Annotated in this window: 27 protein-coding genes and 1 riboswitch; of the genes, 20 read left to right on the top strand and 7 right to left on the bottom strand. The window is 38.2% G+C overall.

What is annotated here, in order from left to right; translation table 11 throughout:
* Positions 1-125 precede the first annotated feature (125 nt).
* Positions 126-227, bottom strand: a riboswitch (purine riboswitch).
* A gap of 196 nt (positions 228-423) precedes the next feature.
* From ABES03_RS04010 to ABES03_RS04000, 3 genes are all read left to right on the top strand, one after another.
* Positions 424-1422, top strand: a complete 999-nt coding sequence (locus ABES03_RS04010) for an NAD(P)H-dependent flavin oxidoreductase (RefSeq protein WP_430115342.1) — start codon at positions 424-426, stop codon at positions 1420-1422.
* Positions 1423-1564: 142 nt separating this feature from the next.
* The gene (locus tag ABES03_RS04005; RefSeq protein WP_430115340.1) at positions 1565-3220 is read left to right on the top strand and encodes a class I adenylate-forming enzyme family protein; all 1656 of its coding nucleotides are present in this window, start codon (positions 1565-1567) and stop codon (positions 3218-3220) included.
* Between the two features lie 11 nt (positions 3221-3231).
* Complete coding sequence (locus ABES03_RS04000) at positions 3232-4779, top strand: acyl-CoA carboxylase subunit beta (RefSeq protein ID WP_430115339.1); 1548 nt, start codon at positions 3232-3234, stop codon at positions 4777-4779.
* Positions 4780-4836: 57 nt separating this feature from the next.
* Here ABES03_RS04000 and ABES03_RS03995 read toward each other — a convergent pair whose 3' ends face one another.
* On the bottom strand, positions 4837-5127 hold the full coding sequence (locus ABES03_RS03995; protein WP_335549146.1) for a hypothetical protein: 291 nt from the start codon (positions 5125-5127) through the stop codon (positions 4837-4839).
* Between the two features lie 322 nt (positions 5128-5449).
* Here ABES03_RS03995 and ABES03_RS03990 point away from each other — a divergent pair, with 322 nt between their 5' ends.
* Both ABES03_RS03990 and ABES03_RS03985 read left to right on the top strand, forming a co-directional pair.
* Positions 5450-6640: a glycine C-acetyltransferase gene (locus tag ABES03_RS03990; RefSeq protein ID WP_430115336.1), complete on the top strand. Its 1191-nt coding sequence runs from the start codon at positions 5450-5452 to the stop codon at positions 6638-6640.
* A gap of 93 nt (positions 6641-6733) precedes the next feature.
* Positions 6734-7678, top strand: a complete 945-nt coding sequence (locus ABES03_RS03985; RefSeq protein ID WP_430115333.1) for an L-threonine 3-dehydrogenase — start codon at positions 6734-6736, stop codon at positions 7676-7678.
* A gap of 175 nt (positions 7679-7853) precedes the next feature.
* On the opposite strand, the gene selD is transcribed toward ABES03_RS03985, so the two are convergent.
* Positions 7854-8912 carry a selenide, water dikinase SelD gene (selD, locus tag ABES03_RS03980; RefSeq protein WP_430115331.1) on the bottom strand — a complete coding sequence of 353 codons (1059 nt, stop codon included), beginning with the start codon at positions 8910-8912 and terminating at the stop codon, positions 7854-7856.
* 136 nt (positions 8913-9048) lie between these two features.
* On the opposite strand from selD, the gene ABES03_RS03975 reads away from it, so the two are divergent.
* Positions 9049-9288, top strand: a complete 240-nt coding sequence (locus ABES03_RS03975; protein ID WP_374121051.1) for an Rdx family protein — start codon at positions 9049-9051, stop codon at positions 9286-9288.
* Between the two features lie 101 nt (positions 9289-9389).
* Here ABES03_RS03975 and ABES03_RS03970 read toward each other — a convergent pair whose 3' ends face one another.
* Positions 9390-9788 (bottom strand): Hsp20/alpha crystallin family protein, encoded by a 399-nt coding sequence (locus tag ABES03_RS03970; RefSeq protein ID WP_430115328.1) that lies wholly within the window; start codon positions 9786-9788, stop codon positions 9390-9392.
* A 103-nt stretch (positions 9789-9891) separates the two neighbouring features.
* Here ABES03_RS03970 and selA point away from each other — a divergent pair, with 103 nt between their 5' ends.
* Positions 9892-11307: an L-seryl-tRNA(Sec) selenium transferase gene (selA, locus tag ABES03_RS03965; RefSeq protein ID WP_430115325.1), complete on the top strand. Its 1416-nt coding sequence runs from the start codon at positions 9892-9894 to the stop codon at positions 11305-11307.
* 24 nt (positions 11308-11331) lie between these two features.
* Here selA and ABES03_RS03960 read toward each other — a convergent pair whose 3' ends face one another.
* The gene (locus tag ABES03_RS03960) at positions 11332-11469 is read right to left on the bottom strand and encodes a small acid-soluble spore protein P (RefSeq protein WP_026567314.1); all 138 of its coding nucleotides are present in this window, start codon (positions 11467-11469) and stop codon (positions 11332-11334) included.
* A gap of 110 nt (positions 11470-11579) precedes the next feature.
* Here ABES03_RS03960 and ABES03_RS03955 point away from each other — a divergent pair, with 110 nt between their 5' ends.
* Complete coding sequence (locus ABES03_RS03955) at positions 11580-11849, top strand: hypothetical protein (RefSeq protein WP_307290814.1); 270 nt, start codon at positions 11580-11582, stop codon at positions 11847-11849.
* Between the two features lie 57 nt (positions 11850-11906).
* Here the strand turns inward: ABES03_RS03955 and sspO are convergent, their stop codons facing one another.
* Entirely contained in the window at positions 11907-12059 is a 153-nt protein-coding gene (gene sspO / locus ABES03_RS03950; protein ID WP_430115322.1) for a small acid-soluble spore protein O, read from the bottom strand.
* A 333-nt stretch (positions 12060-12392) separates the two neighbouring features.
* Between sspO and acnA the strand changes: the two genes are divergently transcribed.
* The 3 genes from acnA (at position 12393) to abc-f (ending at position 18098) form a co-directional block, all read left to right on the top strand.
* The gene (gene acnA, locus ABES03_RS03945) at positions 12393-15098 is read left to right on the top strand and encodes an aconitate hydratase AcnA (RefSeq protein WP_430115319.1); all 2706 of its coding nucleotides are present in this window, start codon (positions 12393-12395) and stop codon (positions 15096-15098) included.
* A 62-nt stretch (positions 15099-15160) separates the two neighbouring features.
* Positions 15161-16120, top strand: coding sequence for a phosphotransferase enzyme family protein (locus tag ABES03_RS03940; protein ID WP_430115317.1), 960 nt, complete (start codon positions 15161-15163; stop codon positions 16118-16120).
* Between the two features lie 262 nt (positions 16121-16382).
* Positions 16383-18098, top strand: a complete 1716-nt coding sequence (gene abc-f / locus ABES03_RS03935) for a ribosomal protection-like ABC-F family protein (RefSeq protein WP_430115315.1) — start codon at positions 16383-16385, stop codon at positions 18096-18098.
* Between the two features lie 156 nt (positions 18099-18254).
* Here abc-f and ABES03_RS03930 read toward each other — a convergent pair whose 3' ends face one another.
* Positions 18255-19292 (bottom strand): NAD-dependent epimerase/dehydratase family protein, encoded by a 1038-nt coding sequence (locus ABES03_RS03930; RefSeq protein ID WP_430115312.1) that lies wholly within the window; start codon positions 19290-19292, stop codon positions 18255-18257.
* A 183-nt stretch (positions 19293-19475) separates the two neighbouring features.
* Between ABES03_RS03930 and mtnA the strand changes: the two genes are divergently transcribed.
* The 9 genes from mtnA to ABES03_RS03885 all read left to right on the top strand — a co-directional run bounded on the left by mtnA (position 19476) and on the right by ABES03_RS03885 (position 26166).
* Positions 19476-20522 (top strand): S-methyl-5-thioribose-1-phosphate isomerase, encoded by a 1047-nt coding sequence (mtnA, locus tag ABES03_RS03925; RefSeq protein WP_430115310.1) that lies wholly within the window; start codon positions 19476-19478, stop codon positions 20520-20522.
* Between the two features lie 24 nt (positions 20523-20546).
* The gene (locus ABES03_RS03920; RefSeq protein WP_430115308.1) at positions 20547-21341 is read left to right on the top strand and encodes a class II aldolase/adducin family protein; all 795 of its coding nucleotides are present in this window, start codon (positions 20547-20549) and stop codon (positions 21339-21341) included.
* A 155-nt stretch (positions 21342-21496) separates the two neighbouring features.
* On the top strand, positions 21497-22033 hold the full coding sequence (locus ABES03_RS03915; RefSeq protein WP_430115306.1) for a redoxin domain-containing protein: 537 nt from the start codon (positions 21497-21499) through the stop codon (positions 22031-22033).
* Between the two features lie 157 nt (positions 22034-22190).
* Positions 22191-22322, top strand: a complete 132-nt coding sequence (locus ABES03_RS03910) for an FbpB family small basic protein (RefSeq protein ID WP_160723454.1) — start codon at positions 22191-22193, stop codon at positions 22320-22322.
* 68 nt (positions 22323-22390) lie between these two features.
* Entirely contained in the window at positions 22391-22531 is a 141-nt protein-coding gene (locus tag ABES03_RS03905) for an acid-soluble spore protein N (RefSeq protein WP_335527850.1), read from the top strand.
* A 135-nt stretch (positions 22532-22666) separates the two neighbouring features.
* Positions 22667-22897, top strand: coding sequence for a small acid-soluble spore protein Tlp (gene tlp, locus ABES03_RS03900; protein ID WP_413299342.1), 231 nt, complete (start codon positions 22667-22669; stop codon positions 22895-22897).
* A 131-nt stretch (positions 22898-23028) separates the two neighbouring features.
* Positions 23029-25365 (top strand): AAA family ATPase, encoded by a 2337-nt coding sequence (locus ABES03_RS03895; protein ID WP_430115303.1) that lies wholly within the window; start codon positions 23029-23031, stop codon positions 25363-25365.
* Between the two features lie 17 nt (positions 25366-25382).
* A complete protein-coding gene (locus tag ABES03_RS03890; protein ID WP_430115301.1) occupies positions 25383-25811 on the top strand; it encodes an acyl-CoA thioesterase in 429 nt (142 codons plus the stop codon).
* Between the two features lie 58 nt (positions 25812-25869).
* The gene (locus ABES03_RS03885) at positions 25870-26166 is read left to right on the top strand and encodes a hypothetical protein (protein ID WP_430115299.1); all 297 of its coding nucleotides are present in this window, start codon (positions 25870-25872) and stop codon (positions 26164-26166) included.
* Between the two features lie 40 nt (positions 26167-26206).
* Here the strand turns inward: ABES03_RS03885 and ABES03_RS03880 are convergent, their stop codons facing one another.
* Positions 26207-26497 carry a HesB/YadR/YfhF family protein gene (locus tag ABES03_RS03880; protein ID WP_430115296.1) on the bottom strand — a complete coding sequence of 97 codons (291 nt, stop codon included), beginning with the start codon at positions 26495-26497 and terminating at the stop codon, positions 26207-26209.
* Positions 26498-26692 lie beyond the last annotated feature (195 nt).

Here is a 26692-nt window from a genome sequence, read left to right as displayed (position 1 = left end):
ACACTGTTCTTTAACACAGCTAAAAAATAAAAAGCCCAAAAGTCATGATCACAACAAAAATGGAGTGAGCAATGACCTTTGGGCTTATATGCCGAAAGGATATAGAAATATTCGTTTGAATAAACGAACTTCTATTACTCACTCATAGTCAGATTGTTAACGGCAATCTGGTAGAAACTTGCGGGCCATATCCCCGCTATTATATGAGTGATACATTATTAATTTACTAACATTATAGCATGAGTAAAACATAAATCAACCTTATTTATCTAAAATACGAATGTTTTGTTTGTATTTACATCGAATATTCGCTTTTAATCAAGTTTCATATTTATTCCTTCCAAAGATTGAATAACCATTCATTTTAAGGTACTATAAAGAAGAGTGTTTTATTCAGAAAATTCTAAATTAGGAGTGAGTGCGTTGAATAAAAGTATTCCTGAAAACTGGTGGACTCAGCTGAGGCTTCCTGTTATCTCTGCACCAATGTTTTTAGTGTCTGGACCAGACCTTGTTAAAAATTGTTGTTTGAATGGAGTAATTGGTTCTTTTCCTGCTCCCAATGCAAGACCAATCGAGGTACTTGATCAATGGATGGGAGAATTAAATGAAGAACTAGAGGAGGCTCGTGTACAGAATCCTGATCGTAAAATTGCTCCGTGGGCCATGAATATGGTGGTACATAGCACGTATGGCCGCCTTCAGGAAGAGTTGGAACTGCTTAAAAAACATAAGCCACAATTAGTGATTACCTCACTAGGAAGTCCAAAACATGTAGTCGACATCGTACACGAATATGGTGGTCTCGTATTTTCTGATGTAAGCGATTTAAACTTTGCTAGAAAAGCAGCAGAAACAGGAGTCGATGGTTTAATTTTAGTAGCAAGTGGTGCAGGTGGGCACGCCGGTCAAATTAATAGCTTTGCTTTTGTTGACATGGTAAGAAGTTTTTGGGATGGAATCATCATCCTTGCTGGTTCAATCTCAACAGGTAAAGGAATTTTAGCCGCACAAGCTGCTGGTGCAGATCTTGCTTATATGGGAACACGCTTCATTGTGGCCACTGAAAGCATGGCAAATGATGAATATAGAGAGATGCTAGTTGAGTCCACACAGGAAGATATTGTTTTAACAGATGCGTTTTCAGGTGTGATGTGTAATATGTTAAAGCCTAGTATTGTAAAAGCGGGCTTAAACCCTGAACAGCTTGTAAAAAAAGACCAAGTTAACTTTGATAGTATGCAGAGAGAGACGAAATCAAAGGCATGGCGCGATATTTGGTCCGCTGGTCATGGGGTTGGGGCCATTGATAAAATCGAATCGACCGCCGATATTATTAATCGATTAGAGCTTGAGTATAAAGAGGCTCTCGAAAAAGTGAATCGGAATGCTAGTAAATTAAACGGGGTTCATGTGAATTAATAGGTTCATCGTTGAATAAATGTAGTAAAGGGAAGAGAAGGCTCCATTACCGGCCTTCTCTTTTTAAAAAATACTAACCGGTTAGAATGTGATTTTCGCAAATGAAATATTTTCTATTCTTACAATTTTGGGAGGAATGTAAATGGTTGAAAAAACCCGACCATACTGGCCAACACAATTACCTTCAAAACTGGATTATTTGCAGGGAGAAAAGTCACTCGTTGATTACTTGGAACAACATGCAAAACAGAAACCTAATGAAACAGCCTACATTTTTTACGGTAAGAGGATTACCTGGGATGCTCTTTCGAATCAGGTAAAGCGATTTGCACACTATTTACATAAGAAGGGTGTGAAGAAGGGGACTTGTGTAGCCCTTTATCTGCAAAATTGTCCTCAGTATATAATTGCTCATTTTGCTATTCAAAGATTAGGTGGAATGGTTGTACCTTTAAACCCTATGTTTAAAGAGAATGAATTAGCATACTTTTTAGAAGAAGCACCGATTGAAGGAATCATTTCAGGTACAGAAGGGTATCCCCTAGTGAAAAAAGCTATAGAAAAAACCCACCCATTACAGTTTGTTGTGACCACAAATTATCATGATTTTCTCCCAGAAAAGCCCGAATGGAAGTTTCCAGAAGAATTTCTATTATCAAAACAAAAATTCACTGAAACAGATGACTTGTGTGAGATTCTCCAAAATGAAATACCCTTTGAAGCTAAAGGAACGATTGATTTATGGAATGATGTTGGATTAATCGTGTTCACCTCAGGCACAACCGGCAGGCCGAAAGGGGCCATGTTAACATACGGAAATGCGTTATTTAAAACTGCTGCCTCTATGCAAGCGAATGGGATGGGGGAAAAGGATGTTTTATTAGCTAGCGCCCCGTTATGTCATATTGCCGGAATGGTCATGGGACTTAATAGTCCCGTATACACAGGTAGACCATGTGTTTTATTCACTCGGTTTGACCCTCTTGCCACCGTTGAAGCTATTGAAAAAGAACAAATCACGTATTGGTATAGCATTGCCCCTATGAATTGGGCCATTTTACAACTTCCAACCATTAAGGAAAGAAATCTTTCCAGTTTAAAAAAGAATTTGGCAACGAGCTTTGGTGTTCAAGTAACGAAAGAATTAGCGGATAATTGGAGTACTTTGACAAAAGGATGTAGTCTGTTTGAAGCAGCGTACGGTCTTAGTGAAACACACACCTGTGATACCTTTATGCCAAAAGATAAAATTAAGTATGGATCCTGTGGAATACCCATTTACGAAACGCAAATTCGGATTTTGAACCTTGAAACGGGCGAGGAACAACCGGCAGGCAAGCAGGGAGAAATTGTTATTAAAAACCCTGGTGTTTTTAAAGGATATTTAAACAGACCTGATGCTACCTCTGTGACACTTCAGGACGGATGGGTCCATACAGGGGATATAGGATATCTTGACGAGGAGGGATTTTTATATTTCCTTGGCCGTGTGAAGGAAATGATAAAAAGTTCGGGTTATAGTATTTTTCCAGAAGATGTAGAAGCTCTTTTGAATCTGCATCCTGCTATCCGTCAATCCGCCGTCATTGGTGTTCCAGATCCTTTAAAAGGTGAAGTGGTGAAAGCGTTTGTTGTTTTACATGATAGTGAAAAGGAGAAACTTACAGCAGTTGACCTCATTGCATGGGCTAAAGAGACGATGGCTGCCTATAAGTATCCCCGGTACTTGAAAATCATTGATCAACTACCCGAAACACCTTCTGGCAAGGTACTTCGAAAATTACTAAAAGAGGAGTAGGAGAGCGAAACATGGATACTTTAAAGCAACTAACTGTTGATCTGCTGGCAAAGAAAGAAGCCGCTCTTTTAGGTGGAGGACCCGAAAAAATAGCCGCACAACATGATCGAGGACTGCTGACAGCGAGGGAGAGAATAAATAAATTAGCGGATGCAGGTACCTTTATGGAACTCGGCATGCTTAATACTTCTGATGTGAAAGGAACAGAACATAAAAGCTATGGAGACGGACTCATTACAGGTGTAGGAAAAATAAACGGTAGACCTGCGATTATTCAAGCAGGGGATAAGACTGTATTCGCTGGAACTGAAGGTAATGTCCATATTCGTAAATCAAAAAGTATACATGAATTTGCGGTAAAAAACGGACTGCCGATTTTCTCACTTCATGAAGGTGGAGGCCTACGGATGCCTGATGGAATGGGGTCTGATGGAATAAGCGATAAATTGTTTCCGCGTGAAATGCTTACTCTTCATCGCCAAGTTCCGACCATGACGGCTATTCTTGGTGATAGCTTTGGCGGTCCAACCTGGGCCGCAGTATCTTCTGATTTCGTTACCCAGCTCCAGGGGACATGTATGGCTATTGCTGGCCCGCGAATGCTTGAACTTGCAAATGGACAAAAATTAACTCCGGAGGAATTAGGCGGAGTCGATATTCATCATAAATATACGGGTCAAATTGATGAAGATGGCAGTACAGAAGGTGAATGTATTGAGCAGTTAAAGAACTTCTTTTCATACATGCCACAACATGCAGGTGAACGGCCGAAAATGAGACAAACGAACGATGATCCCTATCGCCTGGTTGAAGAAGTATTTACTATTTTGCCTCAGCAAAACAATCGTGTATATGATATGAAGAAAATAATTGAAGTGCTCGTTGATGATGGGGTTACATTTGAGTATCAAAGAAAATTTGGTAAAGGGCTCATTACAACTTTTGCTCACTTAAATGGACATTGTGTAGGGATCGTTGCTAACCAGCCAAATCAGTATGCTGGTGCACCAGGACCACAGGAATGTCAAAAAGCAACGGAATTTATTTGTTTATGTGATTCCTACCATATTCCTCTTATTTTCCTGCATGATACACCTGGTTTTCGAATCAGCAGTGAAGCGGAGAAAGCAAAAATGCCGACAAAAATTATGGTTTGGAATCAGGCGTTGGCGCTAGCAACTGTACCTAAAATATCCGTTGTGATTCGAAAAAGTATTGGTGCTGCTTATGGGAATATGTGCGGCCCAGGAATGGGAGGAGATTTAGTCGTCGCATGGCCGACAGCAGAGATTAATTTTACCGGACCAGAAGTTGGGGTCAACGTAGTATTTGGAAGAGAACTTGCTCGCGCTGAAAATCCAAAGGAGGAAAGGCAGAAGCTATTAGAACTATGGTCTTTTGACAGCTCACCATTTAAAGCGGCGGCCAAGCATTTAATTGACGATGTCATACACCCTAGTGAAACGAGGAAATTCCTCTGTCAATCCCTCGAATATCTGCTTACTTCTAAGCGTGAAATAAGTGAACGGCTGTTGTCGGCGTGGCCAACCGGAGTATAAAGCGAGAAGGAACCTGTCCATGATGGATAGGTTCCTTTTTGTTCAAGGATAAGTAATTTATTTTTTCTTTTTTTGCTCTTTAGCAACCATTTTAATTACTTTATAACCCGGTTTCAATTTGATCTTTTTTGTTTCCTTGTCTGTTACTACTTGGTACATTGTATATTTTCGAGGTACATGTTCTAATCGATCGATTTTCTTAATCGTTTCTTTATGAAAATATTTGTGTATTTTCCTCATTTGTTTTTCTTGATTTTCGCCATAAAAGAATTCATAAGCGAGTTTAAACAGGAAAATAAACACGAAACCAATAAGTAGTGTATAAATAAGAGAATACAATAATGACAAAGTTGACATCCTTTCTTTGAAACAATCTATTTGATTAATTAAATGATTATACCTTAATGGTAGAAGTAATTGAAATGAACAATATTCTAAATGTAGGTTTATTCTTAAATAAGTGCTATTTATATAGGGTATCCTAAAAAAACATAAAAATATTTTTAGATTTTGTCCTCTAGATATGAACAATACGTTAATTTTATGATAAAGTATTGGTAGAAATCCTTTAATCACGCTGTTTATTAGCTTTCTATTGTCCGCACCACGCGGACAAATGTTTTTTAAGGAAAAATAATTTAACCTACGAATGCAAATGGGGGAATTGATCATGTCCAGTACGATTTTGGAGCAATTTTTAAATGAAAACCTAGAGGATTTAAAAGGGAAGGGTTTATACAATGTAATTGACCCACTTGAAAGTCCCAACGGCCCATTAATTACGATAAATGGCAGAGAACTTGTCAATCTTTCTTCCAATAACTATTTAGGTTTAGCAACCGATGAACGATTAAAAAAGGCAGCAGCTGATGCGCTCGAAAAATTTGGTGTCGGTGCTGGTGCGGTCCGGACCATCAACGGGACACTTAAACTTCATGTTGAATTAGAAGAAAAATTAGCAGAATTCAAGCATACTGAAGCAGCAATTGCGTACCAATCCGGTTTTAACTGTAATATGGCAGCTATTTCTGCCGTAATGGATAAAAATGACGCCATTTTATCTGATGAATTAAACCACGCTTCTATTATAGATGGTTGCCGTCTTTCTAGAGCAAAAATTATTCGTGTTAACCACTCTGACATGGAAGACTTACGTGCAAAGGCAAAAGAAGCAAAAGAGTCTGGCCTCTATAATAAAATTATGGTAATTACTGACGGTGTGTTCTCTATGGACGGGGATATAGCTTTATTACCTGAAATTGTAAAAATTGCTGAAGAATTTGATTTGATTACATATGTGGATGATGCCCATGGCTCCGGTGTCCTTGGTGATGGGGCTGGAACTGTTAAGCATTTTGGCCTTTCTGATAAAATTGATTTCCAAATTGGGACACTATCTAAAGCAATTGGTGTTGTTGGTGGATATGTGGCTGGGAAGAAGAATTTAATTGACTGGTTAAAGGTTCGTAGTCGCCCATTCTTATTCTCTACCTCTCTAACTCCTGCAGATGTTGCTGCAAGTAAGAAGTCCATTGAAATCTTAATGGAGAGCACGGAGCTTAACGAAAAGCTATGGGAAAATGGGAACTATTTGAAAAAAGGTTTAAAAGAATTAGGCTTCAATATCGGAAACAGTGAAACCCCAATAACTCCATGTATCATCGGGGACGAAGCACTTACTCAACAATTCAGCAAACGCTTGAACGAAGAAGGTGTATATGCAAAGGCGATTGTGTTCCCAACTGTACCAAAAGGAACAGGACGTGTTCGAAATATGCCAACTGCTGCGCATACAAAAGAAATGCTGGATCGAGCTATTGCGACTTATGAGAAAGTCGGCAAGGAAATGGGCGTTATTTAATATATGCGTATGAACGGAACCTTTAGGTTGTAGGTGACGTAGCTATAATGGAAAACAGAATTACTTAGCATAAGTGAAGAGGACGGAGAAACAATGAAGCGTATTTTAATTACAGGTGCCTTAGGACAAATCGGTTCAGAATTAACCTTAAAATTAAGAGACATCTACGGAGCGGATAACGTTATTGCTACAGATATCAAGAAGAATGACAGCGAGGCAGCAAATAGCGGACCGTTTGAAACGGTTGATGTAACAGATTTAAACAAAATGGTGGAAACGGCAAAAAAATACCAAGTAGACACTGTGATGCATTTAGCTGCACTTCTTTCAGCAACCGCGGAAGCAAAGCCTGTATTTGCTTGGAACTTGAACATGGGCGGTCTAATGAATGCATTAGAAACAGCTAGAGAACTTAATGCTCAATTTTTCACTCCAAGTTCTATTGGAGCATTTGGCCCAACTACACCTAAAGACAGTACACCACAGGACACGATAATGCGTCCAACCACCATGTATGGTGTCAATAAGGTAGCGGGAGAATTGTTATCGGATTATTATTATCACAAGTTTGGCGTTGATACTCGTGGCTTACGTTTCCCGGGATTAATTTCTTATGTGGCTCTTCCTGGTGGAGGAACTACGGATTATGCTGTCGAGATCTATTATGAAGCCATTAAAAATGGTAAGTATACTTCCTATATTGATAAAGGCACATATATGGATATGATGTACATGCCTGATGCCTTAAATGCTATAGTTGATTTAATGGAAGCAGATCCTGCGAAGTTGATTCATCGTAATTCATTTAACGTAACAGCTATGAGCTTTGACCCTGAAGAGATTGCAACAAGTATTGCCAAGTATATCCCTGGCTTTGAAATTTCATATAATGTCGACCCAGCTCGGCAAAGTATTGCGGATAGTTGGCCAAATTCGATTGATGCAGCAGCCGCTAAAAATGAATGGGGCTTTACTTACAAGTATGATTTAGACAAAATGACACGAGATATGATTGAAAAACTGCGTCAAAAACTGTAATTGTTCGAATCCTGAGTCTAGACTGGCTCAGGATTTTTTTATGAGAATGGCCCATTTTCTAGTGGGATTGGCGAAATTTTTCAATAGATTGTCTCATTTTTCTTAAGTATTGGCTATTTTTCCATTATCAGGTAAAAAACCACAATAGAAAAACAGCGAAGCATTTGCTTCGCTGTTATCTTTTTACATAAATAAGTTTATCATTTTTCTCGGTCACTCGACCAATAATAGCTGCATGAGACAAGCCTTTTGCACGAAGATTCTCCACATATGTTTGTGCTTCCTCTTCACCCATTGAAATAAGTAGCCCACCAGAGGTTATGGCATCACAAAGGACAAGCTGCTCTTCAGGGAGAATGCCATCCTCATAAACCACATCGTTGATTAACCATTTATGATTTGATTTGGATCCACCGGGTACCACACCATCTTTCGCTAACTGCAAAGTACCTTCTAGCGTAGGAACCTGACTATAGGTGATCTCAAAGCTCACATCACTACCGCGAGCCATTTCACTGCCATGACCCAATAGCCCGAAACCGGTAACGTCGGTAACGGAATGAGGTTGATAATTGGTTAGTACCTCTGAAGCCGTCTTATTCAACATCGCCATTGTTTCCGTAACGATTTGTTCTTGCTCAGCTGTAACAACACTTCTTTTGATTCCAGTTGTCAAAATACCTACACCAATTGGCTTCGTTAATACAAGAACGTCGCCAGGTTTAGCTCCAACATTTTTCCAAACCTTATCAGGATGAACAATTCCAGTAACCGAAAGACCAAATTTAGGTTCTTGGTCATCAATTGAATGACCGCCCACAGTAATTGCACCTGCCTCTTTCACCTTATCAGCAGCACCACGTAGAATCTGGGATAGCATTTCGGCTCCGAGTTTTTTAATGGGAAAACCAACAATATTTAAGACAGTTTTGGGCTGTCCACCCATGGCATACACATCGCTTAATGCGTTTGCAGCAGTAATTTGCCCGAACATATAAGGATCATCCACAATAGGGGTAAAATAGTCTACGGTCTGTATAAGTGCAATCGAATCAGTTAACTTATATACTCCAGCGTCATCAGACGTATCAAGCCCCACTAGTAATTCGGGAACAGGTTCTTGTTTAGGTAACAGACGCAAAACTTGCGCCAGGTCCTCAGGACCAATTTTGCAGCCTCAACCAGCTTTTGTTGATAAAGAGGTTAGGCGAATTTTTTCTTGTTCACTCAACATGTCCACCTCCATTCTCATAGTATAACTCTTCGGTGATAAATCCGCACTCAAAAGAGACAAAAGATTTGCGATGGAATAGGGGATGGGGTAAAATAATTCTACTATATAGATAGAGGAAATGTGGAGGTTTTCAAAGATGAAGAACTATCATGTCGTCGTTGAATTTTGCATGCAATGAAACTACGCACCAAAAGCCGCGAGTTTCGCGGAAGAGTTGTTTAACCATTTTTATCGGAACATACAAAAGCTTGAATTAATCCCTAGCTCAGGTGGGGCATTTGAAGTAACTGTAGATGGAGAAAAAATATACTCCAAGCTGGATACAGGAATTTTTCCTGACACAGATGAAATCATTCAAATAATGGAATCTAAATAATAAAAAAAAGAGGCCGACTCCATGGTTTATGAGTCGGTCTCTTTTATTAACGATAATTATATTATGTTAACTTATATTAAAAAATAATTGCCTCATAAAGCTTAAGGCAAGGTAATATATCTATTTTTCCCAACACCATTCTTTGTTTTTGATATAAAAATCTCTAAAATACCATTCGTAAAAGTGGCGAATACCTCTTGTTTAATCACTAAAAAAGGAAAATCGATACTTCGCAACTTTTTGGATTGGTTTTCTGAAGGGGGATATTTTGTAGCAGTGATACATAATTTACTTTCTTCAATATATACTTTAATCTCGGATGCATCATATTCACTTAACAGCGCTTCAACAATCCATTCCTTTTCTGTCTCATAAAGATCGATTCGGAATTGAGTTTGATCATGAAACGATGTTAGCGGATCCAAAAAATAGTTTTCTAGCCATTTTTCTACTAATTCATAATCAAAGGATTGATTTTGAGTTTGTCTTTTTTTTGTCATATATAAACCCCCTTGCTCGTTTCATTTTATTCATTGGTCCTTAAAATGTGAAACTCCTATGGTATAATGGGGCAAAAGATGGATGAATGAAGGAGTTTTTAAGGTGAAACAATGGTTACGTTCCATTCCTGCAGTGCATGAACTTCAAAATCATGAGAGGTTTTTACATCTCCTAAAAGTAAGCCAGCTTGATTCTCCGCAGCTTACAAGACAATTAAAAGAAGTTCTCGATGATATAAGGTCTGCTCTAATCGAGAATAATTGGTCTGGTTCTATCCCTGGAACAAACTCTTTTAATGATGATTTATTTCTCATTTTGGAAAATAAATTAGACAAACATTTTTCCTATACTATAGAAAAAGTAATTAATGCAACGGGGACTATCCTACATACCAATCTTGGCAGGGCTAGATTAAGCGAGAATGCTATCAATCATGTCGTTGAAACTGCTCGGAATTATTCCAATCTTGAATATAAGTTAAAAGAAGGGGAAAGAGGTTCACGACACAGTCATGTAGAAGCACTTATTAAGGAAATTACCGGTGCAGAGGCAGCAATGGTTGTAAATAACAATGCCTCCGCTGTTTATCTTGTTCTAAGAGCACTAGCGAAAAATAAAGAGGTCATTGTTTCAAGGGGACAGCTTGTTGAAATTGGCGGATCTTTTAGAATTTCATCTATTATGGAGGAAAGCGGTGCAATCTTAATAGAAGTAGGGACAACCAATAAGACACATCTTTTTGATTACGAAAATGCTGTTACTTCTGAGACAGCAATCATTATGAAGGTCCATACAAGTAATTTTAAGGTGATCGGCTTTACAAAGTCTGTGGAAACAGAGGAACTTATTTCACTATCCAAGGGCCATGACGATGCTATTTTTTATGAGGATTTAGGTAGTGGTGCCCTCTATGACTTCAGAAAACATGGAATCGGAGATGAACCTGTCGTAAAAGAGGTCATTGAATTGGGGGCAGATATTGTTACTTTTAGTGGCGATAAGCTTCTTGGTGGTCCTCAAGCAGGAATAATTGCTGGCAAGAAAGAAATCATAGATAAATTGAAGAAACATCAGTTAGCACGGGTGGTACGAGTCGATAAGATGACTTTAGCAGCGCTTGAGGGTACGCTAATTGATTATGCTCGCGGTGAAAATGCCTTACGAAATATTCCAGTCATTCGTGATTTATTAGTTTCTATTAATGAATTAGACGAAAGATGTCATTCTTTTGTTACGAAATTGTTACAAAGGACAAACAGCTATGAGACAAAAATTTTCAAAGACATTAGTCAAGTAGGTGGGGGGACCATGCCTGATGTAGAGTTGCCTACACGGGTAATAGCCCTTAAACATAATACTTTTACAGCCGAACAGCTTGGAAGAAAATTAAGAACCGAATGCAAGCCAGCTATTGTAGGAAGAATCCAAAAAGATGACTTTATTATCGACCTAAGAACCGTAACAGTTGAAGAACAAAACAATTTATTAGATGCTTTAGTAAATGTGGACCCCTCTTAAAATGAGGGGTCTATTTTTATGAATTTACATATCATGATGTGTATTATGTTTTGCACGAGAATGGTTGCGATTCTTAACTTTATGAGAACCGCTTAATGGTTCTGGCTGCCCCGATTGTTTTGGTGCATTTTTTCTCATATCTTTGCCATCGTTTTTGTTCATTTTCATCCCTCCTACATATTAGGATGCAGGGATTAAGTCTTTTTATGCTGAATAAATTTTGTTCTTCTGTGCAATTTAACGGTAAACAAAATTAAGGAGTGAAAAAGACAATGGAGAAATATCCTTACAACAAGGACAAGCAACAGGCATTTCAGGCAGCACAGCAAGGATATGAAGAGGTACAAGGATTTTTTAATCAAATCGTAAATGATAGTGCCAATTATGGCCATCAACTAAAGCACCTAAAAAACGAAGTAAATGAAGCATACCAGCAAATCGAAAACGCTCTAGAGGTTGCCTCTGAACACCAACGTGCACAATTAGAGCGATTCCAACAAGATCTACAAAGTATTGTAGCTGAAGTAAATCAAACTGAATAGGGCATAAAACAAAAAGGGGTCTTGTCCCACTGCTTCATTTGGACGAGACCCCTTTTTTTATTGGTTTTTCTTCCGCTTTTTATTGTTCATTTTTTCTTTCATACTTAATCCTTGTTCACTTGCTAGTTCCTCATTAAATCCAGCACCATTACCTTGTCCTTTAGCAGCATTGGCACCAGGAATGACATGGTTTGACTTGCGTTTTGCCATCTTTCACTCACCTCCTGATAGTGTTACTATTTCCTATAGACCATGAAAAATGACAATCAATTGGTTTTTTGAGATAATAATAGCGAAAAATTTTTTTTTCCCAGTTTCTGCATTTACTTATGACAAATAAGATTTTCGAAATATTCGGAACAAAATACATAAAAAAAACATAAGAAAAACTTATCAATCACAATAACTTTCTTGTTATTTACTTATGTAATAGGTTGTATTAAGATTAGAATTGTGAGAAAAGTGAAGATGGATGGGAAAATTCAAACTTTTCGACTTTTCGTTAAACTTGTATTATGATGACGAACGAGGGGGTTTTTACTCATGGTAAAAAATGATGTATTTAACGCGCGTTCTTCCTTTGAAGTAAACGGCAAACGCTACCACTATTACCGTTTAGCAGCATTGGAAGAAGCAGGCATTGGTAATGTTTCCAAATTGCCTTATTCTGTAAAAGTATTACTTGAATCAGTTTTACGCCAATATGATGGCCGTGTAATCACAAAAGAGCATGTTGAAAACTTAGCAAAATGGGGAACAGCTGAACTTAAAGAGGTAGATGTACCATTTAAGCCTTCACGTGTTATCCTACAAGACTTCACTGGTGTTCCAGCAGTTGTAGACCTTGCTTCTTTAAGAAAAGCAATGGCTGACCTTGGTGGAGATCCAGACAAAATCAACCCTGAAAAAACAGTTGATCTTGTAATTGACCACTCTGTACAGGTTGATGCTTACGGTTCTGCTGATTCATTAAAAGTTAACATGGACCTAGAATTCGAACGTAATGCAGAGCGTTACCAATTCTTAAGCTGGGCACAAAAATCATTCAATAACTACCGTGCTGTTCCACCAGCAACAGGTATCGTACACCAAGTAAACCTTGAATACTTAGCTGACGTTGTTCATGTTGCTGAAACTGACGGCGAACTTGAAGCATATCCAGATACATTAGTTGGAACTGACTCTCATACTACCATGATTAACGGTCTTGGTGTTCTTGGATGGGGCGTAGGTGGTATCGAAGCGGAAGCAGGAATGCTTGGACAGCCTTCATATTTCCCAGTTCCTGAAGTAGTAGGGGTTAAGCTAACTGGTGAGCTTCCAAACGGCGCTACCGCAACAGACTTAGCTTTAAAAGTTACTCAAGTACTTCGTAGCCAAGGTGTAGTTGGTAAATTCGTAGAGTTCTTCGGACCAGGTGTTTCTGTACTCCCACTTGCGGACCGTGCTACGATTGCTAACATGGCTCCTGAATATGGTGCAACTTGCGGATTCTTCGCTATTGACAGTGAATCATTAAATTACATGCGCTTAACAGGCCGTGACGAAGAGCAAATCCAAGTTGTAGAGCAATACTGTAAAGAAAATGGCTTATTCTTCAATCCTTCAGAAGAGCCAGTTTATACAAATGTAGTAGAAATCGATCTTTCTGTGATCGAAGCAAATCTTTCTGGTCCTAAGCGTCCACAAGATTTAATTCCACTTTCAAAAATGAAAGAAGAGTTCACTAAAGCTGTTTCTGCTCCACAAGGAAACCAAGGATTCGGCTTACAAGCTGACGAACTTGCAAAAGAAGCAACGATTAAATTCAATAACGGTGATGAAACTGCTATCAAAACAGGTGCTGTTGCGATCGCATCAATCACTAGCTGTACAAATACTTCCAACCCTTATGTTCTAGTTGGAGCAGGACTTGTTGCGAAGAAAGCTGTTGAGTTAGGAATGGAAGTTCCTAAGTTTGTAAAAACTTCTTTAGCACCTGGTTCAAAGGTTGTAACTGGATACCTTCGTGATTCTGGATTACTTCCATATTTAGAACAAATCGGTTTCAACCTAGTTGGTTACGGATGTACAACATGTATCGGGAACTCCGGTCCATTAAAGGAAGAAATTGAAAAAACTATTGCTGAAAACGATCTTTTAGTTACTTCTGTACTTTCAGGTAACCGTAACTTCGAAGGCCGAATTCACCCGCTTGTAAAAGCCAACTATCTTGCTTCACCACCACTTGTAGTAGCATACGCTCTTGCTGGTACAGTGAACATTGACTTCGCTTCTGAAGCAATTGGTAAAGATAAAGACGGTAATGATGTATTCTTCAAGGATATCTGGCCATCAACTGCTGAAGTTAATGACGTTGTTAAAAAGACTGTTACACCTGAATTATTCCGTAAAGAATATGAAAATGTCTTTGAAAGCAACGAGCTATGGAATCAAATCAAAACTAGCAATGAGCCATTATATACTTGGGATGAGGATTCTACTTACATTGCTAACCCGCCATTCTTTGAAGGTTTATCACCAGAACCTGGTACGGTTGAACCTTTAACAGGACTTCGTGTAGTTGGTAAGTTTGGTGACTCTGTTACAACTGATCACATTTCACCTGCGGGAGCTATTGGTAAAAATACTCCAGCTGGAAAATACTTATTAGAAAAAGGCGTTCAACCTCGTGACTTTAACTCTTACGGATCACGTCGTGGTAACCACGAAGTTATGATGCGTGGAACGTTCGCAAACATTCGTATTCGTAACCAAATCGCACCTGGTACAGAAGGTGGATTCACTACTTACTGGCCAACAGGCGAAGTTACTTCTATTTACGATGCATGCATGAAGTACAAAGAAAACGGCACTGGCCTTATGGTTCTTGCTGGAAAAGATTATGGAATGGGTTCATCTCGTGACTGGGCCGCTAAAGGAACAAACCTTTTAGGTATTAAAACTGTTCTTGCAGAAAGCTTCGAGCGTATTCACCGTTCAAATCTAGTATTAATGGGTGTTCTTCCACTTCAATTCAAGGATGGCGATAGCGCTGAAACTCTTGGATTAACTGGTAAAGAGACATTCGAAGTTCAAGTAGACGAAAATGTAAAACCACGTGATCTTCTAAAAGTTACAGCTACTGACGAAGCTGGTAACAAGAAAGAGTTCGAAGTTCTTGTTCGTTTCGATTCTGAAGTTGAAATTGACTACTACCGTCACGGTGGAATTCTACAAATGGTTCTACGTGAAAAATTACAAGCTTAATTTAGTTTTGAAGATAAACACCATGCAAACTTGCATGGTGTTTTTTAACGAAAGGAATATTTATGAACATACATAAATTTGCTGCAAGGTATGACCTTGCACCCGAAGAACTTATCCCTATCACTAACGGATTCCAAAATTCTGTATATAGCTATTGCAAAGATGGAAGGGACTATATTTTAAGAATTTCCAATAGGAATAAGAAGAGTTTCTCTGCCCTAGAAAATGAACTAAAGTTTATTGCAGCTCTTGAAAAAGCTGAGGTCTCCGTTTCAAGACCAGTCCCTTCTAAAAATAACCTAATGATTGAATTAGTGGACAAATATTTTGTGGTTGCCTTTGAAAAAGCGCAAGGTGTGGCTGTGGATGTTACGGATGCGAACGTTTGGAACAGTGATTTATTTTATAATTGGGGAAAACAAATCGGCAGAATGCATAAAGTTTCACAGCGAATAGAGCTTGATAGGCCCAAATGGACAAAAGAGGAACCAGATCTTCTTAATCTTCTTCCAAAAATTAATTCCAAACTCATTATAGACCGATACACAAAACTTTTGGACGAATTAAGAGAATTTCATCAAGATTCCCATTTATTTGGTCTTATCCATAATGATTTTCATCAAGGTAATTTCTTTGTGAAGGACAGAAGAATCACTGTTTTTGATTTCGATGACTGTGCCTATCATTGGTTTGCCTATGATTTGGCCGTTTCCTTTTATCATGCTTACTGGTTGACGTCATCCTTTACTCCAGAACAAACAGATTTTAGCAAAATTTTTTGGCTTCATTTTTTAAAAGGCTATGCGGAGGAACAGCCTATACACAGGGAAATGCTTGAACAAATTCCTATATTCCTGAAAATAAGAGAGATATTTTTATACGTGTTATTTATAGAAAAGTGGGATTTACACAGTCTTGAGGATTGGCAAGCATACACGCTTAAAGATTTGAAGCATAGAATAGAGGAACAAATCCCATATTCTAATGTCAATTTTAAGGAATTGATTGACAACTTTAGGTAATATTAAATACAATATATCTATCAAAATGTAAAGGAATGAATTTGGGCCGATGAAGTTATAATCTTGTTTTTCAGAACATGATTCGAATAACGAAAAATGTTGAACCTGAAGAATAGGATTAGTCTGTCCTTTTTATGTCCTGAACGTACATGTGTAACAATTTAAGCCTTTGACGGGTTTATTTGATATCTCGTTTTTATGGGAATGCATGATATTTTTAGACATAAATCTCTCTTTCAGGTTCATTGAAGGGAGTTTTTTTATGCTTACAAATCAAAAATCAATAATAAAAGTTACAGGTTTAGAGAAAAGATATCAATTACGAAGGATATTGGATCAGATCCAATTTGAAATTAAAAATGGGGAAAGAATCGGTCTAGTGGGCTATAATGGCACTGGAAAAACAACCTTGGCAAATATTCTTTTCGGAAAAATACTACCTGATAACGGGCACATCGAAAAGCGACCGGACCTACGAATTGGCTACCTTTCCCAATCGATTGATTATGAAATGAATGATTTTCATCAGTCTTTACTTGCTAGTTCGAATATTGAGTTGTTACAGCATGCGAAAGAGCTTGGGCTCAAGAAGGTCTATGATTGGGAGGAAACACGCTTATCCCACCTAAGCGGCGGTGAAAAACTAAAGCTTGCCTTATCAATGATTTGGTCTTCTAAACCAGATTTCTTAATTCTAGATGAACCAACTAACCATTTAGATTTTAGAGGCATTGAGTGGCTGGTATCAGAATTAGAAAAATTCCATGGCCCTGTTTTGATTATCTCCCATGATCGACATTTTTTAGACAGAACGGTTAACCGCATATTTGAATTAGAGCATAGTAAGATTCAATTTTACAATGGGAACTATAGCAGCTACCGTAAGGAAAAACAAAAACGAATGGAGAGCAACCGACACCAATATAATATCCAGCGACGTCAAATTGAACTAGTTGAAAAGCAAATGGAGCAGCTAAAGTCTTGGTCTGATAAGGCCCACCAGACCTCGACTAAGCAAAGCAGGGATTATGGATATAAAGAGTATCATCGGGCCAAAGCGAAGAAAAGAGATACTCAAGTCAAATCAAAAATGAAACGGCTGCAGAATGAACTCGAGAAAAATAAAATCGAAAAACCTGCTGAAGAAAGCGCTGTTAGATTCCAATTTGAAAGTCATGGAAAAAGAGGGAAACGAATTATTGAAGCTAAGAATCTTTCAAAGGTTTATACAGGTAGAACTCTTTTTCATTCAACTAATTTCTACATCAATCATGGGGATCGAATTGGACTATTAGGCGAAAATGGCTGCGGTAAGTCAACACTACTAAAAATGCTTATTGATCAGGAAATTGTTTCAGACGGTGATCTATGGAGGAGTGACTCTATTAGAATTGCCTATTTGAGCCAGGATGTAGATGACTTGCCAGCAGATAAGACGGCGATCGAGGCCCTGGGTTTTACAGATAGGGAAAGTATTCTAAAGGCTAGGACTTTGCTTGCCAATTTAGGGTTAAAGGAAACTTTTATTACAAAACCTATTTCTACATTAAGCTTAGGAGAGCGGACGAGAGTCAAGCTTGTGGAGATGTTAATGAAGGAATATGATGTGCTCATTTTAGATGAACCTACCAATCATTTGGACTTACCTAGTAGGGAGCACCTTGAACGGACATTAGCTGATTTTACAGGGACTATTATTACTGTGTCACATGATTACTATTTTCTTAATAAATTGTGTGATCGATTGTTAGTGTTTGAAGGTCAAAAAATTAAGCGAGTGGAAATGAAGCCTGAAGAGTATTTGAATAAAGATGAGAAGGGGGGACAAAGTTCGAAGGAACAACTTTTAATTATTGAAAACAGAATTGCTTCTATTTTGGGTGAATTATCAACAATCGATCAAAAAGATCCGAAATATCTGGTTTTAGACAAGGAATTTAATGAACTTCTTAAACAAAAACGAAATTTTAACAGCTAGGAACGCAAAGAGAGCAGAAATACTTGCTCTCTTTTTGTATTTTCATCGTTTATTTGCGGAAAATTCATTTTTATTTGCGAAAAAGGCTATTTTATTTGCGATAAATCACCCTTTATTTGCGTAAAAAATGCTTTTATTTGCGTACCACAATTTCCCTTAATTTCTACCCAATAACATTAGTAGCTCTTTCTCTCTTTCTGCTCGCATTCCCGATTTCCATTCATACTGAGATATATGTCGGGTCTTTTCCCACTCATAAATATCCGATATACTCTCGTCCAGCATCCTGAACGTAAGTCCACTTTTCACTGCTTTATCAATATTGATTGAAAAAGTACCCTTCCAAGGCTTTTCAAGTTCAGAAGATAGTGGCGCATTTTCTGGCACCCATAGAGGCATTTCAGTCCATGGTGTAACCTTTTGGTCAAGCAGGAATTCCTCATCAGCCCATACAATTTCCGCATCAGAACCAGTAACTCTTAAGCATGCGTCTATGAATTGTTTCATCGTTAAAGGATAATCAGGTCCTGTTGCATTGAACGTTCCAGAGGAATTAGAGGACATCATATTTAATATCCACTGTGAGAGGTCTTTGTTATCTATTAGCTGTACACGTCGGTTCTCATTTCCGGGCACTAACACTTTTCCACCCTTAGCAACCCTATGTACCCAATATGGAATACGATCTGTATAGTCATTAGGACCAATTAATTGCCCAGCTCGGACATTCAATACTCTGCCAGGCAAATTCATTTCTGCAATCCTTTCACATAATGCTTTAAAATGTCCGTAATACTCATAAATAGGGCCATTCACATCCTTTGAAAGCTCAATAGATTTCTCAAAAGACATGTCTAACACAGGATAGGTTTCATCTAGATTTTCTGGTACCCAATCCTGATAAACGGAGATACTGGAAATAAATGAATACTGGTTAACACGATCCTTCAATAACTCAGTTGATTTTTTTACGGTAGAAGGAATAAAACCGCTAGTATCCAAAACCGTATCCCAATAGCGGTTTTTAAGCTCAGACAAGTCTCCAAACCGATCGCCAGTAATGATTTCAACATCCTTAAGACCTACGTTTTGATTACCACGATTAAAAATCGTTACTTCATGATTTTGAGATAGTGCTTCTTCTACGAATGTTCTCCCTAAAAATCTGCTACCGCCTAAAACTAGTATTTTCAACTTTAATCATCTCCTCTCACATACTTCATCTTAACAAATATCCCGATAATTCTGTTAATGTTAAGAATCTCAATTTTCAAAAATGAAAGTATTGCATATGTCATGAATATTGTTAAAATTACAAAGGTAGTAGTACTTTTAAAATTAATTTACTTCTGAGTGAACAATGAGGAGATGTTTTTTATGGAACACGCTTTTTTACAATCCGTTTCATATGATAATGGGATATTAAAAATATTAGATCAAACCAAAATTCCAAATGTTACAGAATTTCTTGAAATCACTAAAATTGAAGATGCATGGGACGCCATTAAACAATTAAAGGTTCGTGGTGCACCTGCAATCGGAATAGCTGCTGCTTATGGGTTAGTAGTTGGAATAAAGGACGCGCCAGAAAATTCCTTCACCAATTTTTATGCTCATTTTAAAAAGCAAGCAGATTATTTAGCTACCTCACGGCCAACTGCCGTTAACTTATTTTGGGCGTTAAAGCGGATGGATGAGCGTGCACAGAAAGAGAAAGATCAGCCTGTAAAACAAATAAAAGCGGCACTCGAAGATGAAGCACATACCATCCGTAATGAAGACGAAGAGGTTTGCCGAACAATCGGAGAGTACGCGTTGACACTATTAAATGATGGGATGGGCGTGCTTACCCATTGTAATGCAGGCGGAATTGCAACCGCAAGATATGGAACAGCTCTAGCTCCCCTATACCTGGCAAAAGAAAAGGGTTGGAATATAAAAGTATTTGCAGATGAAACAAGACCGCTCCTACAGGGGGCACGGCTAACTGCTTGGGAGTTAATGCAAGCCGGTATTGATGTTACATTAATTACTGATAATATGGCTGCCATGGTTATGCAAAAAGGTTGGGTCCAAGCGGTGATTGTGGGATGTGACCGAGTTGCTGCGAATGGTGACGTAGCAAATAAAATTGGGACGTATGGGGTGGCGTTATTAGCGAAAGCCCATAATATCCCGTTCTATGTAGCAGCACCTATTTCAACAATTGATTTAGAAACTAAATCTGGGGATGAAATCCCAATTGAAGAACGTGAGGCGGCTGAAATTACTGAAGGTTTTGGAAAAAGAACGGCTCCGGAAGGTGTGAAGGTATTTAATCCAGCGTTTGATGTTACGCCGCACGAGCTTATAACGGCTATTATTACAGAAAAGGGCATACTAACAGGAAATTACCAAGAAGAGCTGCCAAAACTTTTTAAATGATAAAAGTGGAAAGCGGGTATTTACATGATTTCTGAAATTAAATACAAAAAACAAATTTGTGAAATTGGAAAAAGAATCTATGATAAAGGGTTTGTTGCTGCAAACGATGGAAACATTTCGATTCGGCTTTGTGAAGATGAATTCCTTATCACCCCAACAGGTGTAAGTAAAGGATTTTTGACACCAGAAATGATCGTCAAAGTGAATGCGGAGGGGGAAGTATTGGAAGGGGATTACCGTCCAACTTCTGAAATGAAGATGCACATGCTTGTGTATCAAGAGAGGCCAGACATACAAGCTGTAGTGCATGTTCATCCACCGTATGCCACTGCGTTTGCTATTGCAGGCATCCCATTAGATCAAGCCATTATGCCAGAGTCTGTAGTCTACCTTGGTAGCATTCCTGTGGCAGAGTATGGAACACCTTCAACGGACGAAGTGCCAAATGCGGTAAAGAAATATGTTTACCACCATCAAGGGGTCTTATTAGAAAACCATGGAGCGTTAACATGGGGAAGAGACCTTGAACATGCCTATTTCCTAATGGAATCGATGGAATTTACAGCTAAAATTAACTGGATCGCTAAGCAATTAAATGGGGATCGTGAGTTATCGAAGAAACATGTTCAAACTTTAGTTGATATGAAAGTAAAAATGGGCATAAACGGAAATTCACCCATTGGTGTTGATACTGAAGCTGGAGTTCATGCTATGAAGCGTATCTCTCCCATTGAAAAAGGTTTATCTAAACAAGATCTTCAAACGATTGTTGAGAACGTAACGAAAAATATATTGGACGAGTTAAAGAAAAATTTGTAGGAAGCAAGCTATTTGTGCTTGCTTTTTCCTTTTTTCCTACCTATCATTTAGAGTTTATAAAATTGTCACAGTTTCGGCATATCCTAGTTTTGTTTCAACTGAGTTTATAGTGTAAAATCGATGTAGCAGATTAACAAACAAAGGAGGAGTCGGGGATGATAAAGAAAATAATTGCTGCCGTTGTTTTGGTTTCTCTCCTTACAGTAGCAATTGTACAAGCAATGGATAAAAAGACAGAGGCACCCAAAACGACAAGTCAAGAAACTGCTAATAAAGAAGGGCTATCGATTGGAGCAAAAGCACCTGATTTTGAATTAAAAACATTAACAGGTGATACCGTAAAACTCTCTAACTTAAAGGGTAAAAAAGTTATGCTTAACTTTTGGGCTACCTGGTGTCCACCATGTAAAGCAGAAATGCCTGAAATGGAGCAATTTTCTAAGCAAACTGGCGATGATGTCGTTATTCTTGCTGTTAACATTGACCCACAGCTGGATGTCCAAGGTTTTGTTAACGAAAACAAGATTACCTTTCCCGTTCTCTTAGATGCTGAAGACCAAGTAAATGAAGCTTATCAAGTATTATCAATCCCAACCACGTATTTTATTAACTCAAAAGGAGTTATTAAAAATAAATTTACGGGATCAATGACTCTTGATGTGATGAAGGACTTTACCGAAAAATTAAAATAGTACTGAAGACATTGGTTTTGGCCGATGTCTTTTTTCTTTGACTTATTCCAAGTTAAAGAAAAAAACTCTTTTTAATAAATTTTCAAAAAGTTGTAATAATTGAATCCGTTTCCGGGCATAATAACTGTTACAATAGGAAATAAGGAAGGTGAAACTAATGAGAAAACCTAGAAAACGCTCATTTGCAGAACTTGTTTTAGAAAATAAATCACAACTATTAAAAGATCGTGCTGCAATGGAAAAAATTGAACAGCGCCTTGAAGAAAAGCGTCTCGGAAAAGCCGAGTAACCTCAAAAGTTTACCAATTATGTTTTCCATCCTTATGGACAAAATGTTACTAAGGAGGGATAGCAACTATGGGTAAAGGATATCAAACAAAACGTTTTCAACCAGACCATGTTGGAACACAACCACGTGGATTCAGTGGGAATAAGGGAAAAAAAATGAATGATACATCAGGTAAACACGCTCAGGTAATTCAAACTAAGGGCGAATAATAGATGAATGGATAAGGCCTACTATTACAGTGGGTCTTTTTTATATTGAAAATTTCATTTTTTTCTCTGTGATATTTTTTTGCTACCGATACAAACTATATCTGTAGTTAAAACATTCTAAGGAGGAATTAGACGATGGCCTACAATAACAAACCCAATCCTGATGATCGTAGCGATAATGTTGAGAAACTTCAATCAATGATTCATAATACAATTGAAAATATGGAAGCGGCTGAAGAATCACTTGCTTTTACCGACAGCGAGCAACAACGCCAACAAATCGAATCAAAAAATCAACGGAGACGGGAAAGTATTGACTCCTTCCGCTCAGAAATCAAAGACGAATCCCAAAATCAACAAAGCTAATTAAAAGCAAAAGAACCTGTTCCATTTTTGGACAGGTTCTTTTTTCAACTGTATTGACTTTATAGTACAGGATATTTCTTATGCTTGGACTTGTTATGGTAAGATAGAAGGGAAATTTTTAAAAAGAAGTGATGATCTTGAAACAACTAACTAATCAACGAACACCATATACTGAACAGATCAAACAGTGGGAAAAGGAACTAAACGAAACCGGTATCCTTTCCAATGAAGGTCAGCTCATTAGGTCAATCAGTCAGGAAGCGGATCCTAAATCCCTATCCAAGCTTTTAACGCTAGGGGCACGCTCAAGGCTAGGTCGGGATAAAGGGGACACTTTAGCAGCTGTTTGGTTTGCAAAAGCCCTTGAACTTGACCCTGAAAACCAAAGAGCAAAGGAATTTAGTATTCAATCTGACTGGAAGAAAATGAAGGATTTCCTGTCTCCACTTTCGTTCCCGCCTATAAGAGAAACGGATAATCGTACAGCCAAGAAAAAAACAGCGGAGCAGTACATAGATATTTGCCAGAGCTTTTTAAAAGCAGCAGAAGAACATTTAAATGATTTACAAACAAAAGTTGAAATAACTTCAACTATGGTAAATAAACAGCTATTTCTTAAATATCAGAAACTGTCTGGTTTACTATTTGCTGCTATAGAGGAAACAGGAAGTCTGTTAAAAGCAGCGAAAGAATATGATCAATCAATTACCGGCGTCTTCCATACATCTACTTTTTTTGAGGATTTAAAATTGCACATGGCCAACGTAGAGGAAGTAAAAAGATCGTGGGAGCAGCAATTTCTTGAAGAACAACCCTCAAAAATCAAAGAAGAAAAGGCATTAGATGAGTTAAATAGCATGATTGGGATGGATTTGGTTAAGAAACGTGTGAATGATTTTTACCGATTCTTAAAATACCAAAAGCAACGTAAAGAGCTTGGTTTTCAAGTGAAAGATGAATTAAGTTTAAATATGATTTTAACAGGAAACCCTGGAACGGGTAAAACAACACTTGCTCGTTTATTGGCAAAAATTTATTATGAGTTAGGTGTACTTCCACGGGAAGAAGTAATTGAGACAGACCGCTCGCAATTAGTTGGGGGCTTTGTAGGACAAACAGAGGAAAACGTTCGGTCCATCGTTGAAAAGTCCATTGGCGGTGTATTATTTATTGATGAAGCCTACAGCTTAAAACGCGAGGGTCAAACGGGAAATGATTATGGTCAATCTGCAATTGATACCCTGGTTTCACTGATGACTGGAAGTGAATACGGCGGAAGGTTTGCGGTCATATTAGCGGGGTATCCTGAAGAAATGCGCTCTTTCATAGATGCCAATCCTGGATTACGAAGTCGTTTTCCTCAATCAAATTTTATCCATTTACCAAATTATTCGAACGAGGAATTAATCCAGATTGCTGAAAAAGTGGCATTAGACAACGATTATCTCCTAACCGAGGAATCAAAAAGCGAAATAGAGCTTCGGCTTGAACAAGAACGAGTCGATGAAACCTTTGGTAATGCGAGAACCGCTCGAAATATTGTGTTAGATGCTATTTTTAAAAAGGGGTCAGAGAAGCATTCAGTAGAAAATGACCTTTTAGATTATATGCTCCTCAACAAAGAAGATTTTCGTTTGGAAAAAGAGCACAGCACAGATTCACCACAGGAAAAACTGGACCAGCTCATTGGTCTTACAGCCTTAAAAGAGGAAATGAGATCATTAATATCGTTTGTAAAAATGCAACAGTTTAGAAGAAAACAGGGATTACCGACAGTACCTATTCAACTTCATGCTGTGTTTACTGGAAATCCTGGTACCGGCAAAACAACTGTGGCTAAAATTTATGCTGAGTACTTAAAAGAATGCGGTATTCTAAAACGAGGGCACCTTATTATAGCTAGCAGGGCAGATTTCGTTGCTGGTTATGTAGGTCAAACTGCTGGGAAGACAAAGAAAAAAATTAAGGAAGCACTAGGCGGTGTGTTATTCATAGACGAAGCTTATTCGCTTCTTAGTCATTCAAACAGCGATTTCGGGAAAGAAGTAATTGATACACTTGTCGATGAAATGACAAAGCAAAACGAAAACCTTGTGGTAGTCTTAGCAGGATACCCAAATGAAATGGATCAGCTCTTGGAGAGCAATCCAGGGCTTCGCTCAAGGTTTAAAAAATACTTCCTATTCCCTGATTACTCTTCAGAAGAGATACTTGAAATCATGGCTACTTATGCCGAAAGCTTTGAATACCACTTAACAGAGGATGCAAAGAAGCGATTGATTGAGACCATTGAAACAGAAGATTCCAGAGGGAACGGGCGTTTTGCTACAAACGTGGTGGATGAAATGATTCAGGCACAAGCTTCACGGCTAATGAATTTAGAACAGGATCAGGAACTTATTGAAAAATCCATGTTCCTTGAAGCAGAAGATGTTAATGTGGCCTTAAGAAAAATAATTTTAAAGTGATGAGAGGAACGTTGTCCGTGGAGAATTTTTTAATTTCGACTAGAGAGATTCAACTTTACTATGCAGATACAGATATGATGGGTGTCATTTACCATGCAAATTATTTAAAGTTTTTTGAGCTAGGCAGAACAGGGTTTATTGAGGATCTTGGCTATAATTACTTAGCAATGGAAGAGTCTGGTTACTATGCTCCCGTATATGATATTCAAATCACTTACAAAAAACCGTTACGCTATGGCGATAAAGCCTTTGTTAAAACGTGGGTAGAGTTAAACGATGGAATAAAAACTATTTATGGATATACGATTATTAATGGGAACGAAGAAATATGTGCAGAAGGAAAGTCTACGCATATTATTGTTAAAAAGGATAATTTCAGACCCACCTCCTTTAAGAAAGCCTTTCCGGAATGGTATTTAAAATATGAGGAAGTAAAGAAAAAATAGCTGAGGACTCCTCGAATAAGCACTTATTTCCTAGATACTTAAAAATTGGGGTGACGTAGTGGCATTCGGTATTAAGAGACAGGAAATTATAGATTGGAAAAGAAAAATTGACACAGGAGAAATTGCTTTTTTAACTCACTTTTGGCTGGATGACCGCTTTCCGGGAGCAAAAACCGTAACAAAGGTTGGTTGCCATGATCTTGAAAAACTCGCAGCCTGGGGTAAAAGATATGGTTTAAAAAAGGAATGGATTCATTACAGAGAAGATGGGTATTCTCATTTTGATTTAATTGGAGATAGTGGCAAAGAAGTTTTACAAAAGGCGGGCTTAACCGAGCATATATGGAGTGAATAAATAGAGGCTGGCTCATCACTGAGTCAACCTCTTTTGATTTTTATTTATTATAATTAAAAGTAGGTTCTTCATAAGTTTCTTGATAGTCGATTGTTAAATCATGATCATCAAAGAACCATACATCCTTTTCTTCAATATAAAAGACAATTCCGTCTACCTCTGTTTTTGAACCAATATCTATGGGTTCTTCTGTTGAGATTCCTAAAGAAAAACCACTTTGTACTGTGCTGCATCCTCCGTACCGAGCAAAAAAGCGAACATAATCACCATTTTTAAGACCTAGTTCACTTTTGTACCATGCTACAGCCTCATTTGTAATATGTATATTCATGTAATGGACTCCTTTCTAGGTGCTAATCATTTTATTATATGGCTCTGTTAAACGTGCCTGTTGATTTCCGCTCCAGGCACTTCGCTTTCCGTGGGTGTTTCGGCGAGCCTCCTCGGCGCTTGCGCCTGCGGGGTCTCCCCTGAACCATACTCCCACAGGAGTCTTCGTGCCTTCCGCTCCAATCAACAGGGTGCA

Source organism: Neobacillus rhizosphaerae (genome assembly GCF_050477885.1).
Taxonomy (GTDB): Bacteria; Bacillota; Bacilli; order Bacillales; family Cytobacillaceae; genus Neobacillus; species Neobacillus rhizosphaerae_A.
Note: the sequence above shows the minus strand (reverse complement) of the source record. Positions and strands in the feature narration are given on the sequence as shown.

Excerpts from the sequence above, each read along its gene's own strand:
- ABES03_RS03905 (WP_335527850.1), top strand. The coding sequence starts at position 22,391 with ATGGGTAAAGGATATCAAACAAAACGTTTTCAACCAGACCATGTTGGA.
- ABES03_RS03990 (WP_430115336.1), top strand. The coding sequence starts at position 5,450 with ATGTCCAGTACGATTTTGGAGCAATTTTTAAATGAAAACCTAGAGGAT.
- ABES03_RS04005 (WP_430115340.1), top strand. The coding sequence starts at position 1,565 with ATGGTTGAAAAAACCCGACCATACTGGCCAACACAATTACCTTCAAAA.
- sspO (WP_430115322.1), bottom strand. The coding sequence starts at position 12,059 with ATGGCAAAACGCAAGTCAAACCATGTCATTCCTGGTGCCAATGCTGCT.
- ABES03_RS03970 (WP_430115328.1), bottom strand. The coding sequence starts at position 9,788 with ATGACAAAAAAAAGACAAACTCAAAATCAATCCTTTGATTATGAATTA.
- ABES03_RS03960 (WP_026567314.1), bottom strand. The coding sequence starts at position 11,469 with ATGAACAAAAACGATGGCAAAGATATGAGAAAAAATGCACCAAAACAA.
- ABES03_RS04000 (WP_430115339.1), top strand. The coding sequence starts at position 3,232 with ATGGATACTTTAAAGCAACTAACTGTTGATCTGCTGGCAAAGAAAGAA.
- ABES03_RS03920 (WP_430115308.1), top strand. The coding sequence starts at position 20,547 with ATGATTTCTGAAATTAAATACAAAAAACAAATTTGTGAAATTGGAAAA.
- acnA (WP_430115319.1), top strand. The coding sequence starts at position 12,393 with ATGGTAAAAAATGATGTATTTAACGCGCGTTCTTCCTTTGAAGTAAAC.
- mtnA (WP_430115310.1), top strand. The coding sequence starts at position 19,476 with ATGGAACACGCTTTTTTACAATCCGTTTCATATGATAATGGGATATTA.
- ABES03_RS03915 (WP_430115306.1), top strand. The coding sequence starts at position 21,497 with ATGATAAAGAAAATAATTGCTGCCGTTGTTTTGGTTTCTCTCCTTACA.
- ABES03_RS03895 (WP_430115303.1), top strand. The coding sequence starts at position 23,029 with ATGATCTTGAAACAACTAACTAATCAACGAACACCATATACTGAACAG.
- ABES03_RS03955 (WP_307290814.1), top strand. The coding sequence starts at position 11,580 with ATGGAGAAATATCCTTACAACAAGGACAAGCAACAGGCATTTCAGGCA.
- abc-f (WP_430115315.1), top strand. The coding sequence starts at position 16,383 with ATGCTTACAAATCAAAAATCAATAATAAAAGTTACAGGTTTAGAGAAA.
- ABES03_RS03910 (WP_160723454.1), top strand. The coding sequence starts at position 22,191 with ATGAGAAAACCTAGAAAACGCTCATTTGCAGAACTTGTTTTAGAAAAT.
- ABES03_RS03940 (WP_430115317.1), top strand. The coding sequence starts at position 15,161 with ATGAACATACATAAATTTGCTGCAAGGTATGACCTTGCACCCGAAGAA.
- ABES03_RS03985 (WP_430115333.1), top strand. The coding sequence starts at position 6,734 with ATGAAGCGTATTTTAATTACAGGTGCCTTAGGACAAATCGGTTCAGAA.
- ABES03_RS03880 (WP_430115296.1), bottom strand. The coding sequence starts at position 26,497 with ATGAATATACATATTACAAATGAGGCTGTAGCATGGTACAAAAGTGAA.
- tlp (WP_413299342.1), top strand. The coding sequence starts at position 22,667 with ATGGCCTACAATAACAAACCCAATCCTGATGATCGTAGCGATAATGTT.